The 16595-nt window shown below is 46.4% G+C and carries 15 protein-coding genes; 7 read left to right on the top strand and 8 right to left on the bottom strand.

Annotated elements, in window-relative coordinates; all coding sequences use genetic code 11:
• Positions 1-43: 43 nt before the first annotated feature.
• Positions 44-2866, bottom strand: coding sequence for a DNA polymerase I (gene polA, locus L3C95_RS03155; RefSeq protein WP_236385101.1), 2823 nt, complete (start codon positions 2864-2866; stop codon positions 44-46).
• 146 nt (positions 2867-3012) lie between these two features.
• Here polA and L3C95_RS03150 point away from each other — a divergent pair, with 146 nt between their 5' ends.
• Positions 3013-3369 (top strand): arsenate reductase family protein, encoded by a 357-nt coding sequence (locus tag L3C95_RS03150; protein ID WP_236385100.1) that lies wholly within the window; start codon positions 3013-3015, stop codon positions 3367-3369.
• Between the two features lies 1 nt (position 3370).
• Here the strand turns inward: L3C95_RS03150 and L3C95_RS03145 are convergent, their stop codons facing one another.
• On the bottom strand, positions 3371-4468 hold the full coding sequence (locus L3C95_RS03145; RefSeq protein ID WP_236385099.1) for a glycosyltransferase: 1098 nt from the start codon (positions 4466-4468) through the stop codon (positions 3371-3373).
• Between the two features lie 392 nt (positions 4469-4860).
• Here L3C95_RS03145 and L3C95_RS03140 point away from each other — a divergent pair, with 392 nt between their 5' ends.
• From L3C95_RS03140 to L3C95_RS03130, 3 genes are all read left to right on the top strand, one after another.
• Entirely contained in the window at positions 4861-5109 is a 249-nt protein-coding gene (locus tag L3C95_RS03140) for a hypothetical protein (protein WP_089829456.1), read from the top strand.
• Between the two features lie 150 nt (positions 5110-5259).
• Positions 5260-6405, top strand: coding sequence for a formimidoylglutamase (locus L3C95_RS03135; protein ID WP_236385098.1), 1146 nt, complete (start codon positions 5260-5262; stop codon positions 6403-6405).
• 17 nt (positions 6406-6422) lie between these two features.
• Positions 6423-7313, top strand: coding sequence for a YitT family protein (locus L3C95_RS03130; protein ID WP_236385097.1), 891 nt, complete (start codon positions 6423-6425; stop codon positions 7311-7313).
• A 76-nt stretch (positions 7314-7389) separates the two neighbouring features.
• Here the strand turns inward: L3C95_RS03130 and L3C95_RS03125 are convergent, their stop codons facing one another.
• From L3C95_RS03125 to L3C95_RS03105, 5 genes are all read right to left on the bottom strand, one after another.
• Complete coding sequence (locus L3C95_RS03125) at positions 7390-7800, bottom strand: lysozyme inhibitor LprI family protein (protein ID WP_236385095.1); 411 nt, start codon at positions 7798-7800, stop codon at positions 7390-7392.
• Positions 7801-7916: 116 nt separating this feature from the next.
• The gene (locus L3C95_RS03120) at positions 7917-9200 is read right to left on the bottom strand and encodes a M16 family metallopeptidase (RefSeq protein ID WP_236385092.1); all 1284 of its coding nucleotides are present in this window, start codon (positions 9198-9200) and stop codon (positions 7917-7919) included.
• Positions 9201-9257: 57 nt separating this feature from the next.
• Positions 9258-10493, bottom strand: coding sequence for a M16 family metallopeptidase (locus L3C95_RS03115; protein WP_236385091.1), 1236 nt, complete (start codon positions 10491-10493; stop codon positions 9258-9260).
• Between the two features lie 58 nt (positions 10494-10551).
• Positions 10552-11484: a retropepsin-like aspartic protease gene (locus L3C95_RS03110; RefSeq protein ID WP_236385086.1), complete on the bottom strand. Its 933-nt coding sequence runs from the start codon at positions 11482-11484 to the stop codon at positions 10552-10554.
• Between the two features lie 85 nt (positions 11485-11569).
• Positions 11570-12682, bottom strand: coding sequence for an aspartyl protease family protein (locus tag L3C95_RS03105; RefSeq protein ID WP_236385084.1), 1113 nt, complete (start codon positions 12680-12682; stop codon positions 11570-11572).
• A 181-nt stretch (positions 12683-12863) separates the two neighbouring features.
• On the opposite strand from L3C95_RS03105, the gene mqnC reads away from it, so the two are divergent.
• From mqnC to L3C95_RS03090, 3 genes are all read left to right on the top strand, one after another.
• Positions 12864-13988 carry a cyclic dehypoxanthinyl futalosine synthase gene (mqnC, locus tag L3C95_RS03100; RefSeq protein WP_236385083.1) on the top strand — a complete coding sequence of 375 codons (1125 nt, stop codon included), beginning with the start codon at positions 12864-12866 and terminating at the stop codon, positions 13986-13988.
• 269 nt (positions 13989-14257) lie between these two features.
• A complete protein-coding gene (locus L3C95_RS03095; RefSeq protein ID WP_236385080.1) occupies positions 14258-14890 on the top strand; it encodes a hypothetical protein in 633 nt (210 codons plus the stop codon).
• Between the two features lie 49 nt (positions 14891-14939).
• A complete protein-coding gene (locus L3C95_RS03090; protein WP_236385078.1) occupies positions 14940-15482 on the top strand; it encodes a GNAT family N-acetyltransferase in 543 nt (180 codons plus the stop codon).
• Here L3C95_RS03090 and L3C95_RS03085 read toward each other — a convergent pair.
• The gene (locus L3C95_RS03085; RefSeq protein ID WP_236385076.1) at positions 15479-16372 is read right to left on the bottom strand and encodes a hydroxypyruvate isomerase family protein; all 894 of its coding nucleotides are present in this window, start codon (positions 16370-16372) and stop codon (positions 15479-15481) included. The two genes, L3C95_RS03090 and L3C95_RS03085, sit on opposite strands and share 4 nt — an antisense overlap.
• Positions 16373-16595 lie beyond the last annotated feature (223 nt).

The raw sequence follows: 16595 nt of genomic DNA, 5'->3' as shown, positions 1-16595 counted from the left end.
GCGTGTTAATTCCTGGTTTTTAATTATTTAGGCTTTAATTGGCTTAATGCGCCTCCAGCCAGTTGGCGCCGGTGCCAATTTCAACGTCGACAGGCACCGTCAACGGCAATGCATTGCGCATGCCTTCTTCTATCAGCGGCTTGATAAGTTCTATTTCGTCTTTGTGCACATCGAATACCAACTCATCATGTACCTGCAGGATCATGCGGGAGCGGAGATTCTCCTGTTTCAGCTTTTTATGAATGGCGATCATGGCAAGTTTGATCATGTCGGCAGCAGTACCCTGTATCGGCATGTTGATAGCATTTCGTTCCGCATATCCCCTCACTACCGCATTGGAAGAGTTGATATCTTTCAGCCAGCGTTTGCGGCCCAGTAATGTTTCAACATAACCATTCAGTTGTGCAGATTTTATCTGGTTGTCCATATATTGTTTTATAGACGGATACTGTGCAAAGTAGTTATCTATTAATGTTTTAGCCTCTCCTCTGGCAATGCCCAGGTTTTCAGACAGACCGAATGCGCTTACCCCGTATATGATACCGAAGTTTACGCTCTTGGCGTTGCGGCGCATGTCTGAAGTTACATCTGCCAGCTCAACGCCGTATACCTTTGCTGCAGTGGCGGCGTGAATATCCAGCCCCTGACGGAAGGCATCGATCATATGCACATCTTCACTGATGGCGGCAATAATGCGCAGCTCAATCTGTGAATAGTCGGCAGACATTAACACATATTCCTCATTGCGGGCAACAAAAGCTCTACGTACTTCACGTCCTCTGTCGGTACGGATAGGAATGTTCTGCAGATTAGGATTGTTGGAGCTGAGACGTCCGGTCACCGCTACTGCTTGGTTGTATGAGGTATGTACCCGATTGGTACGCTTGTTCAGCATCAGCGGCAGCGCATCCACATAGGTGGATTTCAGCTTGGTCAGCTCACGGAAGATAAGGATGTCTTCCACGATCTGATGTTTATTGGAAAGCTTCGCCAGTACATCTTCACCGGTCGCATACTGTCCTGTTCTGGTCTTTTTGGCCTTAGGATCGAGCATCAGTTTCTCAAACAGCACCTCTCCCAATTGTTTGGGCGAGGCCAGGTTGAAGCGAACGCCTGCCTGCAGATATACGCTCTCTTCTGCGCGTTTGATCTCTTTTTCGAGCTCGCGGGAGTAATCGGAAAGTGCCTGTATATCAAGGGAGATGCCCTCGTATTCCATGTCGGTCAGCACTTTCACCAGCGGATTTTCTACTTCATAAAACACCTTTTCCACAGCTTTCAGCGGCAGCAATGGTGCAAATTTCTCCTTTAGCTGAAGGGTGATGTCGGCATCTTCTACTGCATAATCCTTGATCTTCTCAATTTCCACATCGCGCATATTGCCCTGGCCTTTTCCTTTCTTACCGATCAGGGTCTCTATAGACACTGGTTCGTATTGCAGGTACTGAGCACTGAGCAGGTCCATACCACGACGGCCTTCCGGTTCTATGAGGTAGTGGGCCAGCATAGTATCGAAGACAGGGCCTTTGATTTCAACACCATACCATTTCAGGACGATCATATCATATTTGATATTCTGACCGATGAAGAGGATATGGGTAGTGTCGAACAGCGGACGGAAACTGTCTACTATTTCCTGGGCCTGGGTCCTGTCTGCAGGTATAGGTATATACCAGCCTTCTCCGGCTTTAACGGAGAAGCTCATGCCGACCAGTTCAACGGCATTGGCGTCGGTACCGGTGGTTTCCGTGTCGAAGGAGATTTCCTGCTGTTGTAAGAGCGTAGCGAGGAGTTCTTTCCTTTTTTCCGGGGTATCGGCCAGCAGATAGTTATGTGGCGTATTGTTGATATTCTTTTCCGCAATTAGTACACTAACAGGAGCTTCCTGAGGTTCTTCTGAAGGAGGCGGTGCCGCGCCCTGGATCTCATTGCCGAACAGGTCCAGCTGGGCTTTGGCCGGAGACGCTTGTTCTATGGTGGCTACGGTAGCAAAGCCGTCTCCAAGTATGCGTTTTCCGAGGGTTTTGAATTCCAGCTCTGTGAAGATCTCCGCCAGTTGCTCCTTATTGGAGGGTTTGATGCAGAAGTCTTCTTCATGGAAAGTAACCGGTACATTAGTAATGATAGTAGCCAGCTGTTTGGAAAGGATTGCGCTTTCCGCACCGGCTTTGATCTTTTCAGCCATCTTTCCGCCAATCTTATCGGCATTTTCGATCACGCCTTCTACAGAGCCGTACTGGGAAAGCAGCTTCATGGCGGTCTTCTCTCCTACGCCGGGAATGCCTGGGATGTTATCCACAGCATCTCCCATCAGTCCCAGGATATCTATTACCTGGTGCACATCGGTGATCTGCCATTTTTCACAAACCTCTTTGGGACCAAGGATCTCTTCCTTGTTACCCATGTAAGGAGGTTTGTAGATGAATACATTTTCTCTTACCAGCTGTCCGTAGTCTTTATCAGGAGTTACCATATATACGCTATACCCGGCGTCAGCTGCCTGCCAGGCAAGGGTACCGATCACGTCATCCGCTTCATAGCCATCCAGTTCCACGACAGGAATATTGAAGCCGGTGATGATGCGTTTAATGTCTTCCAGGGAGTCCAGAATATCTTCCGGAGCGTCCATACGGTTAGCCTTATAATCGACAAAGGTGGAGTGCCTTTCAGTAGGAGCATGTGTGTCAAACGCTACCGCCATGTGGGTAGGTTTTTCTTTATTGATAAGGTCCAGCAAGGTGGAGGTAAATCCAAACTGTGCGTTGGTATTTCTGCCGCTGCTGGTGAGGCGTGGATTTCTGATCAATGCATAGTAGGCACGATAGATGAGCGCCATTGCATCCAGTAAAAACAATTTCTTTTGCATCCGCCAAAAGTAATTATGAATGATGAATTACGCATAAACAAATGCAGATTATCTCTCCTGGATAAGATCGCTTTCCGGAGAAATGCCAGACGGATATTTTGGAAGTTCCCTTCGCCGGCAGATATTTGCGTCGAAAGTGTAATGACATGAAGAAAATATATCATTTATCTACCTGCAGTACCTGCAAACGTATCCTGGAAGAAATCGGCGCCAAAGAGAACGGGTTTGTGCTGCAGGACATTAAGACTGAAAAGATCACGCCTGCACAGCTCGACGAGATGCACAAACTGGCGGGAAGTTATGAGGCGCTTTTCAGTCGCCGGTCACAGAAATACCGTCCAATGGGATTACACGAAAAGGAGCTCACAGAAAAAGACTACCGCGACCTGATCCTGGAGGAATACACCTTTCTTAAAAGGCCGGTAGCGATAGTAGGAAAACAGATCTTTGTCGGCAGTGATAAGAAGACGGTAGAAGGCTTACAGGTAGCTGCGGGCAAGTAAGTTAGCCCAGGCTTGCTACGAACTTGTTCACCACGCCTTTATACTGCTCCATATCCTGTTCATGTTCAAATGATTTGAATTCGAACTTTTCGGCAGCGTCGAGTGCTTCCTTCAGATTAAATGCATGCTGAGGTATATTATAAAAATATCCCTTCTTCATGAGGAACTTACCCAGATACTCCTGTTCAGATTGTCCGGGAGTAGGGATCAGGATCGCTTTTTTGTTCAGCTTCACCAGGTCCATCAGGGTAGTATAGCCGGAACGGCTTAGCACCATTTTCGATGCCAGCATGGCCTCGTTGAGGTCTTTTGCGTTCAGGTGATTGACCTGTTGTACCCGGGGAGTGATCTGTTGCTTTTCCGGCGTGCCGGGTTTACCGCTGACAATCAGTGCGCTGATAGGCAGGGTTTTGATCTGGTCCAGCACTATTTTTTCCAGGTTGGAGCGCTGCGGCTCCGGACCGGATATAAGTACCAGCAAATCATATTGTTGCGGCGTATCAGGCCGGTCTTTGAAACGGCTGAGGCATCCCAGGTAAGTCGTATTAGGAGGCAATACGGACGGATGGCCAAGTATGCCGGAGAGGTTATTGGCATCTGCATAATCGGGGATCCAGCAGGCACCGTACCGGCGGATATAGCGGTAATTCAGCCACTGCAGACTCTTTTCGATGATGCCACCGAAAGGCGTTTTGATGAGCAACTGATGGGAAATGAAAACAGTAGGGATCGTGCTATGGTAAAGCCCAAAACGGTTGTCCGAAATAACGGCGTCGATCTGGTGTTCTTTCACCGCTTTCTGCAGCCATTCCTGCTCGTATTTAATAGCATTCAGGATCTGGGGGATCTGCTGAATGATCTTCCAGCCAAACAGCCAACCCTTTTGAGTGTACTGGATGCGGTAACCAGGCAGCGGCAGTATGGTGAGTTCCGGAAATTCCTGCTGTAAAAGTGAGGCATGTTTGCCCTCGGCTGCAATAAGTACCTTGCAACCAGCGTTTAATAGTTCATGGATAAGCGGGATGTCGCGGGTGGCATGTCCTAATCCCCAGTCGAGCGGGACTATCAGTATCGTTTTGCGCGTAGAAATTGTGGACAAATATTTGAAATTTTTACGAAATTAGCTTAATTTAGAAATGCGCACTGTTAAGAAAAGGTAAACTCTCGTACAGACGGGCATCTATCAAAAGCGAACAGAACTTAAGAGTATGATAACAAGAAAATGGCTGACTATTTTATTAGTGTGCAGTAGCCTAAGCATTATGAGTCAGGGTTGTAAGATTTTGAAGAAGAATGATTGCGGGTGCCCTACCATGAATAAAAAACGGATGCACTAAAATAAGTACCGGTTTTTTAGCCGTTGAGTTCCCGAAAGAAAGAAGGATAAACATTACTACTTGTAACATCCAGTTGTTGAATACACGCCAAGCCGCTTACTCCTATATGAGAACGCCTTTAAACAAATTTTAAGGGAACAGTCAAATTATTCAAATGAAACAGGTAGAGAGGGATTTATTGATCTTACTGCATGAAGATCGGTATAGCGAACAACAGATCCAGTATGCAGTAAAGCAGATCAGCGATATGCTTACGATGGTGGAGACCATGGAGTACCTATGTAACGTTATGGAAGTTGCTGATTGCAACAAAAACCGTGTTACCAGCAAGAGATCTGTATTGCAGAGGGCATTCTCCAGAAAGGAGCATAAAGCATTCGAATTTATCGTTCATAAGAACTAACAATACAGCTACGCAGCTTATTCATGACCAGCAATTGATCATGCGGCACCCTGATGCATAAAAGAAATATTAATCCGTAATTCATCTCTTCCCAAAACAACATATTTCGTAATTGATTCGTAGGTTTGCCGGCAAACAAAAATACTTGTGATGGCAGACTTTACACTCCTCCATGATTATCTCCTCCCAATTTCCAAAGCAAGTCTGAATGATGATCAGGAATACGATGAATTCCAGATTGGAGGGATCGTAGATCTGTATGAAGATGGATATACACCTAATCTCGATATCGCAGATATTATCCTCCTGGGCGTAAATGAAGACCGAGGTTATGGTCCAGGGAAAAAAGGTCCTGACGCCGCTGATATCGTAAGAAGAGAATTCTACAGTTTATTTTACTGGCACAAAGATGTAAAGATTGCTGACATGGGTAACCTGCGCAAGGGTGTTTCCCTGGCAGATACTTATGCCGCTTTGAGAACAGTGCTCGCAGAACTGATCAACTCCAACAAGACCATCATCATACTGGGAGGATCGCATGATCTTACCTATGCACAATACAGAGCTTACGCCACACAGAAATATGTGATTGAAGTGACCGTTGCGGATGCTTTGATAGATCTGAAGGAAGAATCTCCTATTCCGGCAGATAGTTTCCTGATGGAGATGCTGACAGAACAACCCAACTACATACGTCATTATAACCACCTGGCATTCCAGAGTTATTTCGTACATCCGCGTATGTTGGAAACACTTGATAAACTTCGCTTTGATTGCTATCGCCTGGGTAAAGTAAGAGAGAACCTGGAAGAGATCGAGCCGGTATTGAGGAACACAGATCTGCTGAGCCTTGATATCAATATCATCAAACATAATGATGCACCAGCCAACACGCTTTCTCCTAACGGATTGGGAGGTGATGAAGCCTGTGCCCTCTCGCGCTACGCAGGCATGAGCGGAAGACTCAGCACCTATGGCATCTATGGATATCGCCCGGAAAAAGATAAAGATTTCCTGACGGCGAGACAGATTGCACAAATGTTGTGGTATTTTGTGGATGGCTGTTCTGTAAAGAACAAGGAAGCATTGCTGAATGAACGGGAAGCCTTTTATGAGTTCAATATTGTTTGTGCGGACATCGATACCGTATTCCTTAAGAGCAAAAAAACGGGCCGCTGGTGGATGCAGTTGCCTGGCAAAGGAAAAGACTTCGTACCCTGCACCTATAGCGATTATGTAACAGCAAGCAATAATGAGATTCCTGAAAGGTGGCTGAGACACCAGGAGAGAATGTAAGCTTATAGTACAAGTATATGTCACAGACGAGAAAAACACGCGCCCGTATTGGCTTTATCCAGAATGTACAGGATATAGTGCTGATAATCGCGGGTGTTTTATTAGCAGCTGTAGGGCTGAAAGGATTTTTGCTGCCAAACGGCTTCCTGGATGGCGGCGTCACAGGGATCTCCCTCCTGATTAACCGGCTCACCGGCTGGTCTATTTCTGTGCTGTTGATCGTGATCAATATTCCTTTTATTCTGCTGGCATATAAACAGTTGTCTTTCAATTTTACTGTGAAGGCGCTTTGCGCTATCCTCGGACTGGCAGCCGCATTGCTGTTTATTGAGGTACCAACTATTACAAGCGATAAATTATTGATCGCTGTCTTTGGCGGATTGTTCCTGGGAGGAGGAATCGGGCTTTCAGTAAGAGGAGGCGCTGTACTGGATGGTACAGAGGTACTGGCGCTCTATATCAACCGGAAAACAGTACTGTCTATGGGTGAAGTGATCATGTATTTCAACATAGTGATCTTCAGTGTTGCAGCAGTGCTGATCAATGTTGAAACAGCCTTATATGCAATGCTCACTTATCTCTCCGCTTCCAAAACAGTTGATTTTGTAATACAGGGTTTTGAAGAATATATCGCACTGACGATTATCTCCAACGAAAGTGAACTAATAAGAAAAACCCTGACACTTTCCTTAAAGAAAGGTGTGACAGTCTTCAAGGGCCAAAGTGGCTTTGGCAAACGGGGCGCTGTAGATAAGGATATTGATATCATTTACACCGTCGTCACCCGTCTGGAAGTCCACAAGATCATTGATGAAATAGAGAAAATAGACGCAAAAGCGTTCATCGTGCAACATAACATCAACGACACCAAGGGAGGCATGATCAAACGCCGGGTCACACATCACTAATACTCACCTCATGGCAAATATACGGCGGCAACACACTGAAAGTATGTTGCCTTGTATACCATTCCGTCATCAGTTATCAGGAATGTTTGCTTGCCAATAGTTCCATTAACCGTGTTTTCAGGAAAGCGGCTTTATTGTCTGTCACGATCATATCATCATCGAGACCAGCCAGTGTTTGTGGCCGTTTCTTTTCCACACGGAGGTCAATATCCTTGAAATATGTTTGTCTCTTTTCTTCCCATTGGGCCTGGGAGATCTGTAAAGTAGCACGGCGGTTGTTGTCCAGGTTATCGCATAACTGGCGATATACTGTATTCAGTAAGCTGTCTATCTGGGTATAATACTGAAGGGCGCAGTTATACTGGCTCTTACCCTCTGCCAGGCAAAGCTGGTAACGCTTTTCAAGAGAATCAACGGCAGATTTACTGGTTTGTGCGAAAACATTCATGCATATGCACAATGGCAAGCATAGGATAAAACGTTTCATAGGATTGAACAATTAGGGTCGCAAATATAGTGAAATAATAATATGTGATGTATAATAAAAAAGAAAGGGTTCTGATTGCAGAACCCTTTCTTTTTTTATGTCTTTTTTAAGCTGAATCAGATCACAACCAGCTCATAGAAATCTTCAGGAGTGAAATATTCCTGTGCCAGTTCCTGGAGCTCTTCGGCGGTAATTGTCTTGATCACCTTGATGTTGTTATAGAAATAGTTTTCATCCAGCCCATTCAGGATCAGGTTCTTCCAGCGTTGTATCACTTCGAAGGCACCATCGAGATCACCCAGAATAGAGCCGATCATGAAGTTACGCACCAGGTGCAGTTCGTCTTCCGGAACTACTTCCTTTTGCAGGGTACGTAGTTCTTTATAGATCTCTTCTATGGTCGCCTCGCACACATCCCTGCCGGCTTCCGTCTGGATATTGACAGCGCTGGTCTGCCGGAAATTATAAAGCTGAGAATGAATGCCGTAGGTATACCCTTTTTCTTCGCGGATGTTGCTCATCAGGCGGGAACCAAAGTATCCGCCCAGAATGGTGTTCAGCACCAGCATCTTAGGGAAGTCCGGGTGGTAGCGGTTCGGGAATGGACGTGCTACACGCACAGCGCCCTGTACACCATTTTCATCATTGAAGATGCGGAACTTCCTCTCTTCTGCCGCTAATACCGGCATATCCGGCCGGATAATAGAAGAGTCTCCGTTCCATTTTTCCTTACCAAAAGCCTGATTCAGCAACTCAATAAGATTGGTGGGAAGATGGCCGGCTACGAATATCTTACAACTGTCGTAAGTATAATGCTGTTTGTAGAAGGTCTGCAGTGTAGGCGTCTGTAATGCATCATATGCATCCATACTGCTAACCCTGCCATATGGGTGAAATTCTCCAAAGAGGTACTTGTCAATATGCCGGTTGGCAACGAAGTCGCATTTCTGGAGGTTCACCGCCAGGCGTTGTTTCATGTTCTGCCGGAAGATGGCCAGTTCTTCTTCCGGGAAGACCGGGTCCTGGATCACCTCCTGTAATACCGGAACTAATGACTCAAAGTGTTTAGTGAGACAATGCAGGGTATAAGTGGCATATTCATGGTGACTGTTACGGTTCAGATAAGCACCGTAATAATCGATACTCTCATTGATTTCAAGCGCGGAGTGTTTGCTGGTGCCGTTCTTCATGAGAAAGTTGGTCGCAGAAGCTACCAGGTTCTCTGTTTCATACCAGCTGCCGCCAGGGAACACTAATTCCAGTTGTAATGTATCCTGTTCATCAGACTTTATGATATATACTGGGATGCCGTTGTCCAGTGTAACCTTTTCATAAGGTTTCAGTGTAATATCGAACTCGGTGGCATCTTTTATCTCAGGGGCAATTTTCCGGTTTATCATCAATCTTAAATCATATTTATTTACAAGGAAGATCTGTCAATATTCAGGCAGACAGTGTTATCCTGCGTAATAGTAAATCGTATTGGAATTTTTCTCGTCAAACAGATGCTGTGCTTCGCGATGCATATCGGCAGAAGTTACAGCTTCGTAGTGGCTGAATTCTTCATTCATCAGTGCCGCGTCGCCGATCAGCTCATAGAATGCCAGGTTGTTTGCACGGTTAAGCAGTCCCATGTCCTCAAAGGCCAGCATACTTTCCACCCTGTTTTTTACTTTCTGCAATTCGCGTTCAGGAATGACCGTCTGCTGTATTTTATCTATTTCTTCCTGGATAGCTTTTTCCGCATCCTTCATTTTCACTCCTTTGACGAGTTTACCCTCAATGGTAAGCAGGCCGGCATCCAGTGTGCCGAAGTGATAACAGTCAATATTGCTGAACAGCTTTTTCTCTTTTACCAGCACCTGGTTCAGACGGGACGAAGGCCCACCACCCAGGATATCCGAGATCAGATCTATCGCATAATATTCTTTCGTCGTGCGTCCGGGCATATGATAACATTTATACAATGCATCCAGTGGCACATTCGCTTTTACTTCCAGTTTATGAGCGGCAGTTTGTGGTGGTTCTACCGGCAGGTTACGTTGTATACGCTGGCCGGAAGGAATATCGCCAAACCATTTTTCGGCCAGCGCTTTTACCTGTGCAGTGGTGACATGACCCCCGACTACCAGTATGGCATTGGCTGGACGGTAATATTTGAAGAAGAAGTCCTTCACATCTTCCAGGCGTGCATTTTCAATATGGGAAAGCTCCTTGCCTATCGTCATCCATTTGTAGGGATGTACTGCATAGGCCAGATCTCTCATTTTATGCCATACATCGCCGTACGGCTTATTGATATAATGTTCTTTAAACTCCTCACAAACTACCTTCCGCTGCACGTCCAGGCTCTTTTCGCTGAAAGCGAGGGACAGCATGCGGTCACTTTCCAGCCAGAAGGCTGTTTCTATATTTTCGGCAGGTAACTGAATATAGTAGTTGGTGAGGTCGCTGGTGGTAAATGCATTGTTTTCGCCGCCAGCCATTTGTAATGGCTCGTCATATTCCGGTATATTGACAGAACCTCCAAACATCAGGTGTTCGAACAGGTGAGCAAAACCGGTCTTACTGGCGTCTTCGTCGCGCGCGCCTACGTCGTACATCACGTTTACCACTGCCATGGGAGTGGTATGGTCTTCATGCACTATCACGCGCAATCCGTTGGCTAAGGTGAATTTATTGTAATGAATCATATTTCCCTGTTTATGAGAGTTGCAATTTAATTAAAAGAATGGGAGAATAGACGGAGTCTTATTTCTCGAGATATAGCTCGCGTCCGCTATAATTGACGGTAATACTACGGAATTGTCTCCAGACCATAAACCCGATAGAGCCAGCCATTTCATGCAGAGAGCCGGCATCATTCACGTCTTTGCTGTAACTGGCTGCCACCAGTTCCAGGTGTATTGGGCCCAGATCAAGACTGGGTAGGCTGGTATTCGTATAAGTTAATTCTTTGTAAAGATCTTTTACCTTGTCGGTGCTCAGTACTGGCAGCCGGGTATTGAGCTGGTGTTTTTCCACAAATGGAAAGTTGAACAAAATACCATATTCGCCTCCGGAAATGAAGTGGAAGCGGCTGCTAAGTGATTGGCCATCAGGTAAATGAATTGTGCCTTCTATCACCGGGGTCTTAAAATTCAGGCTCAGAGGCAGGCGCTGCCCGGGAGTATTTGCCGGCGTTTTATTAGACCTGTAGAGCTGCAGCACCTGTTTCTCATAGTCGATCTTCACGATGAAGGATTTCAGCAGGTCCACGCCGATAATGCCGTCTATTTTTATATTCAGATCCCGAAATTCATCCAGGGGCTCAATGTACACCTTAACGAAGGGCAACCTGGTTTTATCGAGGTATAATACATTAATGGTGGCCGTTGGTACCCGCACCACTACCGCGTCAGTGCCACTTAGTCCGCCGTCATCCTTGGTCTGCAATCCCAGCTGGTCGGCGGTTTGTCTACTCAGGGTGGTTACTTCAGCTCCGGTATCGAAGATGAAATGAAGGCTGTCCGGCGGGAGACCGGCAGGTGTTGTGCCGGAAAGTGTGGTACTGATGACCATATACCTGTCATACAAAAGGAAAGGCAGTGTGGCAACCGGTTTCTGGCTGGTGGCATCCTGCGCTTGAAGAAAAGCCGGCAGGCAAACAAGTATAGCAATAAGATACTGTCTCACGATAAACATTGTCTCCTTATAAAGTGTCCCTGACGGGGGAACTCCCCCATTCATGATCCTAACGGAGGATTGTGCAATGTATTATTTCAGACACTTATAATATGCTTTTGATCTGGATTTTTTTTATCATCAGCTCTTTATTGCGCATTATCAGCAAAGTAGGCCGGGTGCCGACATTTTTGAGAATGTCGCGGTATAGTTGAAGGTTGCCGGAGAAGATATTGTTGACGGCGATGATGAGATCTCCTTTTTGCAGGCCGGCTTTTTCGGCCGGAGAACCTTTAATGATATCGGTAACCTCCACCCTGCCGTCTATCAGGTAAATGATCAGACCTGTATAGGAATAGTCAAAAGGATCTTTGTAATGGGAGTTAGGCATCACGTAGATCTCCTTCTTACCGTAATTCAGTATGAGATTGAACCTGCGTAACAGGTCGTTGCCAACCATGCCACCGAGGAATGGATAGGCCGTTACATTCGTAACATCATCAAAGATGTAGACGGGAACGTTCCGGAAGGAATAGTTACCCAGCTTAAACTCCTGGATGGTAGTAATGTCCATGGTCATTTTTCCTCCCAGCCCCTGCGCTTCCGTCTGTATCACCTTGCGCTGCCTTTTCCGTGAGGAAAGGATGGCGCTGTCTTTCACAAACTGTTGGGAAAGCAGGAGGCACATACCGGCGCCGGTATCAAAATAGTAACGGTTATAGTGTTGCGCCTTTCCGTTTTTCAGGAAGGCATTCACAATAGGGATCAGCGTCAGTGAAGGGCGCATCAGCTGACCTCCTTTGGGATAGGAGAACGGGCCTTTTTCATAAATGGAGATCATCTCCGTATCATAATCCACCTGTACAATGAATTTACTCAGCAGGCTATAACCGACAATGCCGTCTACCTGCAAACCATACACCTGGCTGATCAACTCATAATCATTGATATGGAAATCGAGGCTATCTACCTGTAAACCAGGTAACTGCAGGCTCCTGTCCATGGCAAATGAGACGGTTTTGGATCCCCCTACACCACGGACGATCCTATCGGTAGGCGTCAGGTGAATGCCCAATTGGATGCAGGTATTGGTGTCGAGTGAAATGCCGGCGCTGCCGGTATCCAGGATGAACTGCAGGGTATCGGGAATGCCCGCCAGACAGGCGCGTATCACAACCACACCTCCATAGTATTGTTTGAACGGGAAACGGGTGATCAACTCCCCCGGTTTCCGGGGGCTGGCAGTTGTAGGTTGCGTTTGCGCGGTGGCAACGTGGAATAAACAAGTAATGGCAATTATTATGAGCCAACAGTGCTTCAACAGCGTAGATTTTTGCATACAGTTACCGTAACAGAATAACGATGCTATAAATTTAACATTATTCCTACCTTTGTCCATCATGGAACTGAAAGATCTATACAGGAAAGCATTAAACTTCGAGTGGCTTACACCGGAAGAAGGGATTTATCTATTTGAGAAGGCTCCGCTTGCAGAACTGATGGACATTGCGAATGAGCTGCGTAAGCAACAGGTGCCACATGGAAAGGTGACCTGGCAGATAGACCGCAATGTGAACACCACCAACGTGTGTACGGCTAACTGTAAGTTCTGCAATTTCTACCGGGTACCCGGCCACGCAGAAGCCTACATTACCACCATCGACGAATACAAGAAAAAGATAGAAGAAACGCTGAAGTTTGGCGGAGACCAGCTGCTCCTGCAGGGAGGTCACCATCCGGAACTGGGGCTGAAATTCTATGTAGATACTTTCAAACAGCTGAAGCAGTTATACCCTACCGTTAAGCTGCATGCACTCGGGCCCCCCGAAGTAGCACACATCACTAAACTGGAAAAAAGTACCCACATCGAAGTGCTGTCAGCACTGAAAGAAGCCGGTATGGCAAGTCTGCCCGGCGCCGGAGCGGAAATATTGAATGACCGTGTACGCAGGTTGATCTCCAAAGGTAAATGCGGCGCGCAGGAATGGCTGGATGTGATGAGGGCTGCCCACAAGCTGAATATACCATCTTCGGCAACCATGATGTTTGGCCATGTCGAAACATTAATGGAACGTTTCCAGCACTTTGCCGATATCAGGCAGGTACAGAGTGAAAAACCGGAAGGTCATTACGGCTTTACCGCATTCATTCCGTGGACGTTCCAGGATGTGGATACCCTGTTATCCCGCATTCGTGGTGTACACAATATGACCACTTCAGAGGAGTATATTCGTATGATTGCGCTGAGCCGCATTATGCTGCCTAATATTAAAAATATCCAGGCTTCCTGGCTGACAGTAGGCAAACAGGTAGCGCAGATATGTCTGCATGCCGGAGCGAACGATTTCGGTTCCATCATGATCGAGGAAAACGTGGTAAGTGCAGCCGGTGCTCCTCACAGGTTTACCTACCGCTCGATGCAGGAAGCTATCAAAGAAGCGGGATTTGAACCGCAACTGCGTACCCAGCTGTATGAATTCCGCGATATTCCGCAAGGAATTCAGGAGCAGGTCATCAATTACTAATCTGATATACTGACATAAGAAAGAGGCCCGGAGATCGTATGATTTCCGGGCTTTTTTATGCGTCATGTACATACCGTATCCCCAATTTAATCTGATCAGGAAAAGTTCCATTGGGAGGAATAAAGATGATGCGAAATTCCAGTTTCCGGACCAAATTTCCAGCATCTGGAATTTTCTACTTATCTGACAATCAAAGAAATGTTAATTTATTCCTGTCATGTAACTCTTCCCTCCTGCCACCGTCTAACAGGTAGTTAAAAGGAGGAAATATGAAAAAGTTAGGATTATTTTTGATGGCCATTGGATTGCTGTCGGTGACAGCTTGTACCAGCACTAAGCTGACTTCGTCCTGGAAAACACCGGAAGCCCGGTTACAGCAGGAAAACAAGATCATGGTAATAGCGCTGGTGCCGGCAAAAGAACGCAATCTGCGTATACTGATGGAAAATAACCTGGTTTCCGAACTGAAGAAAGAAGGCTATAATGCGGTTTCTGCTTACGCTACCTATGGCCCGGATGACGCCCTGGCTAAAGGAGATGAAAAGGCTGCATTAAAGAAATTCCGGAACAGCGATGTGGCGCAGGTAATGACGATCGCCATGGTCGACAAGTCCCGTGAAAGATCATATGTACCTAACTACGGTCCGTATGGGTATCCATACTACGGTGGTTTTGGGCCTTATTACAGAGGATGGTATGGAAGCATGTACAATCCGGGGTATTACCAGGTGAATACGAAATATCAATGGGATACCAATCTGTATGACCTGAAAGAAAAGAAACTGATCTATAATGCGCAGACCGATTCAGTAGACCCTCCAACAGCCTATAGGCAGGCCTACCTGTTTGCAAAGCAGATCGTAAAGGATATGCAGAAGCAGCAGCTGATAGCAAAGAATTAGGATTTTGTTACTTTTGAGGTTTGGCAGTTCGCCAAACCTCGTTTTTTTTATGCTGGAATTACCTGTTAATGAAATGATTACGCTCAGGCAATTACAGCCTGAGCATGCACCGACCCTCTTTAACCAACTGGATGCTTCACGCAGGAGCCTGCGCCGGTTTCTGCCCTGGGTAGATTACAATACCAATCAGGAACATACACTACGTTTTATTGAGATGATGCTGAGAAAGGCCGAAGACCAGGAAGCTATAGCATTTGGCGTCTGGTATCAGCAGCAGCTGTGTGGGGTAATAGACCTGCATTGCTGGGATCATCAACTGGACAAAGCAGAGATCGGGTATTGGCTGGGGGAAGAATTCCGCGGTAAAGGCATTGCGGTAAACGCCTGCAAAGCGCTGGTATCGTTTGCTTTTCAGACGTTGAAACTGAATAAATTAGAAGTGCGTTTTGCGCTGCAGAATGCAGAAAGTGCCCAGATCCCCATCCGCCTGGGCTTTGCCAAAGAGGGTATTCTCCGCCACAGCGCCAAACTCCATGGTCAATATGCAGACACCGTGGTGATGGGGATCTTAAGGCAGGACTGGAAACATTAGATATCGCAGATCTCCACGCCCTGTTTCAGGGAGGCCAGCTTGTCAGCACGTTTAGGCACAAATTCCTGTGCTACGAAACCCTTGAAACCTGTTTCGTGAATAGCCTTCATGATAGCGGGATAATACAGCTCCTGTGTTTCATCGATCTCGTTCCTGCCCGGAACGCCACCGGTGTGATAATGGGCAAAATACTGGTGATTATTGCGAATGGTCTGGATCACATCTCCTTCCATGATCTGCATGTGATAAATGTCGTAAAGCAGTTTAAAACGCTCGGAGCCAATAGCCTTACACAGCTCTACCCCCCAGTTTGTGTGATCGCACTGATAATCTGGATGGTTTACCTTACTGTTCAGCAGCTCCATTACGATGGTCACTTTTTTCTTTTCGGCGTAGCTCATGATACGCTTCAGGCCTTTGGCGCAATTCTCAATGCCCGCCTGGTCGTCCAGCCCTTCCCTGTTGCCTGAGAAGCAGATCAGGTTTGTGAAGCCGGCTTTCGATGTCTCATCTATCAGGTGTTCGTAGTAAGTAACGAGCTGATCGTGATGCGCTTCCCTGTTCCAACCGCGGCCAATATTCCAGTCTTTATTGATAGAAGCCACCATGGCGCAGGTCAGGTCATATTTTTTTGCAATCGCAAAGTCTTTCGGGTCCAGGAGGTCTATTGCCTGCAGGCCAATCCTGTTGGATGCCTTGCAGAGATCTTCCAGTGGAATGTCGTTGTAACACCAGGCACATACGGAATGATTGATCTGACCTTTCAGTTTTTCATCCATTTTTCCCTCGTGGGCCATCACACGGGTGGAAAGGGAAGCCAGTGAAGTGGATGCAAACGCCATAGCAGCGGCTTTTTTGATCATATCGCGGCGGGAATTTTGGTTAAGCATGTTGGTAAAGTATTTACTGTTGACCGTGAAACTACGCAATTTAAAATTTGCGTACAGCTGTTACCTTAAATAGTTCGTAACTTTGTACTGTGCCAATACGTTCTAATATTTAGAGGACAATTATGTTTGATTAGCAGAATTACGAATATATAGACCCAGTAAATCAGCATTTTTTAAGAGATTGTATTACAGATGTTTATTCCAAAAGAACGCCACAACACCG

This window comes from Chitinophaga filiformis (assembly GCF_021646545.1).
GTDB classification, from domain to species: Bacteria; Bacteroidota; Bacteroidia; order Chitinophagales; family Chitinophagaceae; genus Chitinophaga; species Chitinophaga filiformis_A.
This window is presented reverse-complemented; position numbering and strand designations above follow the sequence as displayed.

Coding starts and splice junctions, on each gene's coding strand:
- L3C95_RS03085 (WP_236385076.1), bottom strand. CDS start 16,372: ATGCTTAACCAAAATTCCCGCCGCGATATGATCAAAAAAGCCGCTGCT.
- L3C95_RS03150 (WP_236385100.1), top strand. CDS start 3,013: ATGAAGAAAATATATCATTTATCTACCTGCAGTACCTGCAAACGTATC.
- L3C95_RS03120 (WP_236385092.1), bottom strand. CDS start 9,200: ATGATAAACCGGAAAATTGCCCCTGAGATAAAAGATGCCACCGAGTTC.
- L3C95_RS03095 (WP_236385080.1), top strand. CDS start 14,258: ATGAAAAAGTTAGGATTATTTTTGATGGCCATTGGATTGCTGTCGGTG.
- L3C95_RS03125 (WP_236385095.1), bottom strand. CDS start 7,800: ATGAAACGTTTTATCCTATGCTTGCCATTGTGCATATGCATGAATGTT.
- L3C95_RS03115 (WP_236385091.1), bottom strand. CDS start 10,493: ATGATTCATTACAATAAATTCACCTTAGCCAACGGATTGCGCGTGATA.
- L3C95_RS03140 (WP_089829456.1), top strand. CDS start 4,861: ATGAAACAGGTAGAGAGGGATTTATTGATCTTACTGCATGAAGATCGG.
- L3C95_RS03130 (WP_236385097.1), top strand. CDS start 6,423: ATGTCACAGACGAGAAAAACACGCGCCCGTATTGGCTTTATCCAGAAT.
- L3C95_RS03110 (WP_236385086.1), bottom strand. CDS start 11,484: ATGTTTATCGTGAGACAGTATCTTATTGCTATACTTGTTTGCCTGCCG.
- polA (WP_236385101.1), bottom strand. CDS start 2,866: ATGCAAAAGAAATTGTTTTTACTGGATGCAATGGCGCTCATCTATCGT.
- mqnC (WP_236385083.1), top strand. CDS start 12,864: ATGGAACTGAAAGATCTATACAGGAAAGCATTAAACTTCGAGTGGCTT.
- L3C95_RS03135 (WP_236385098.1), top strand. CDS start 5,260: ATGGCAGACTTTACACTCCTCCATGATTATCTCCTCCCAATTTCCAAA.
- L3C95_RS03090 (WP_236385078.1), top strand. CDS start 14,940: ATGCTGGAATTACCTGTTAATGAAATGATTACGCTCAGGCAATTACAG.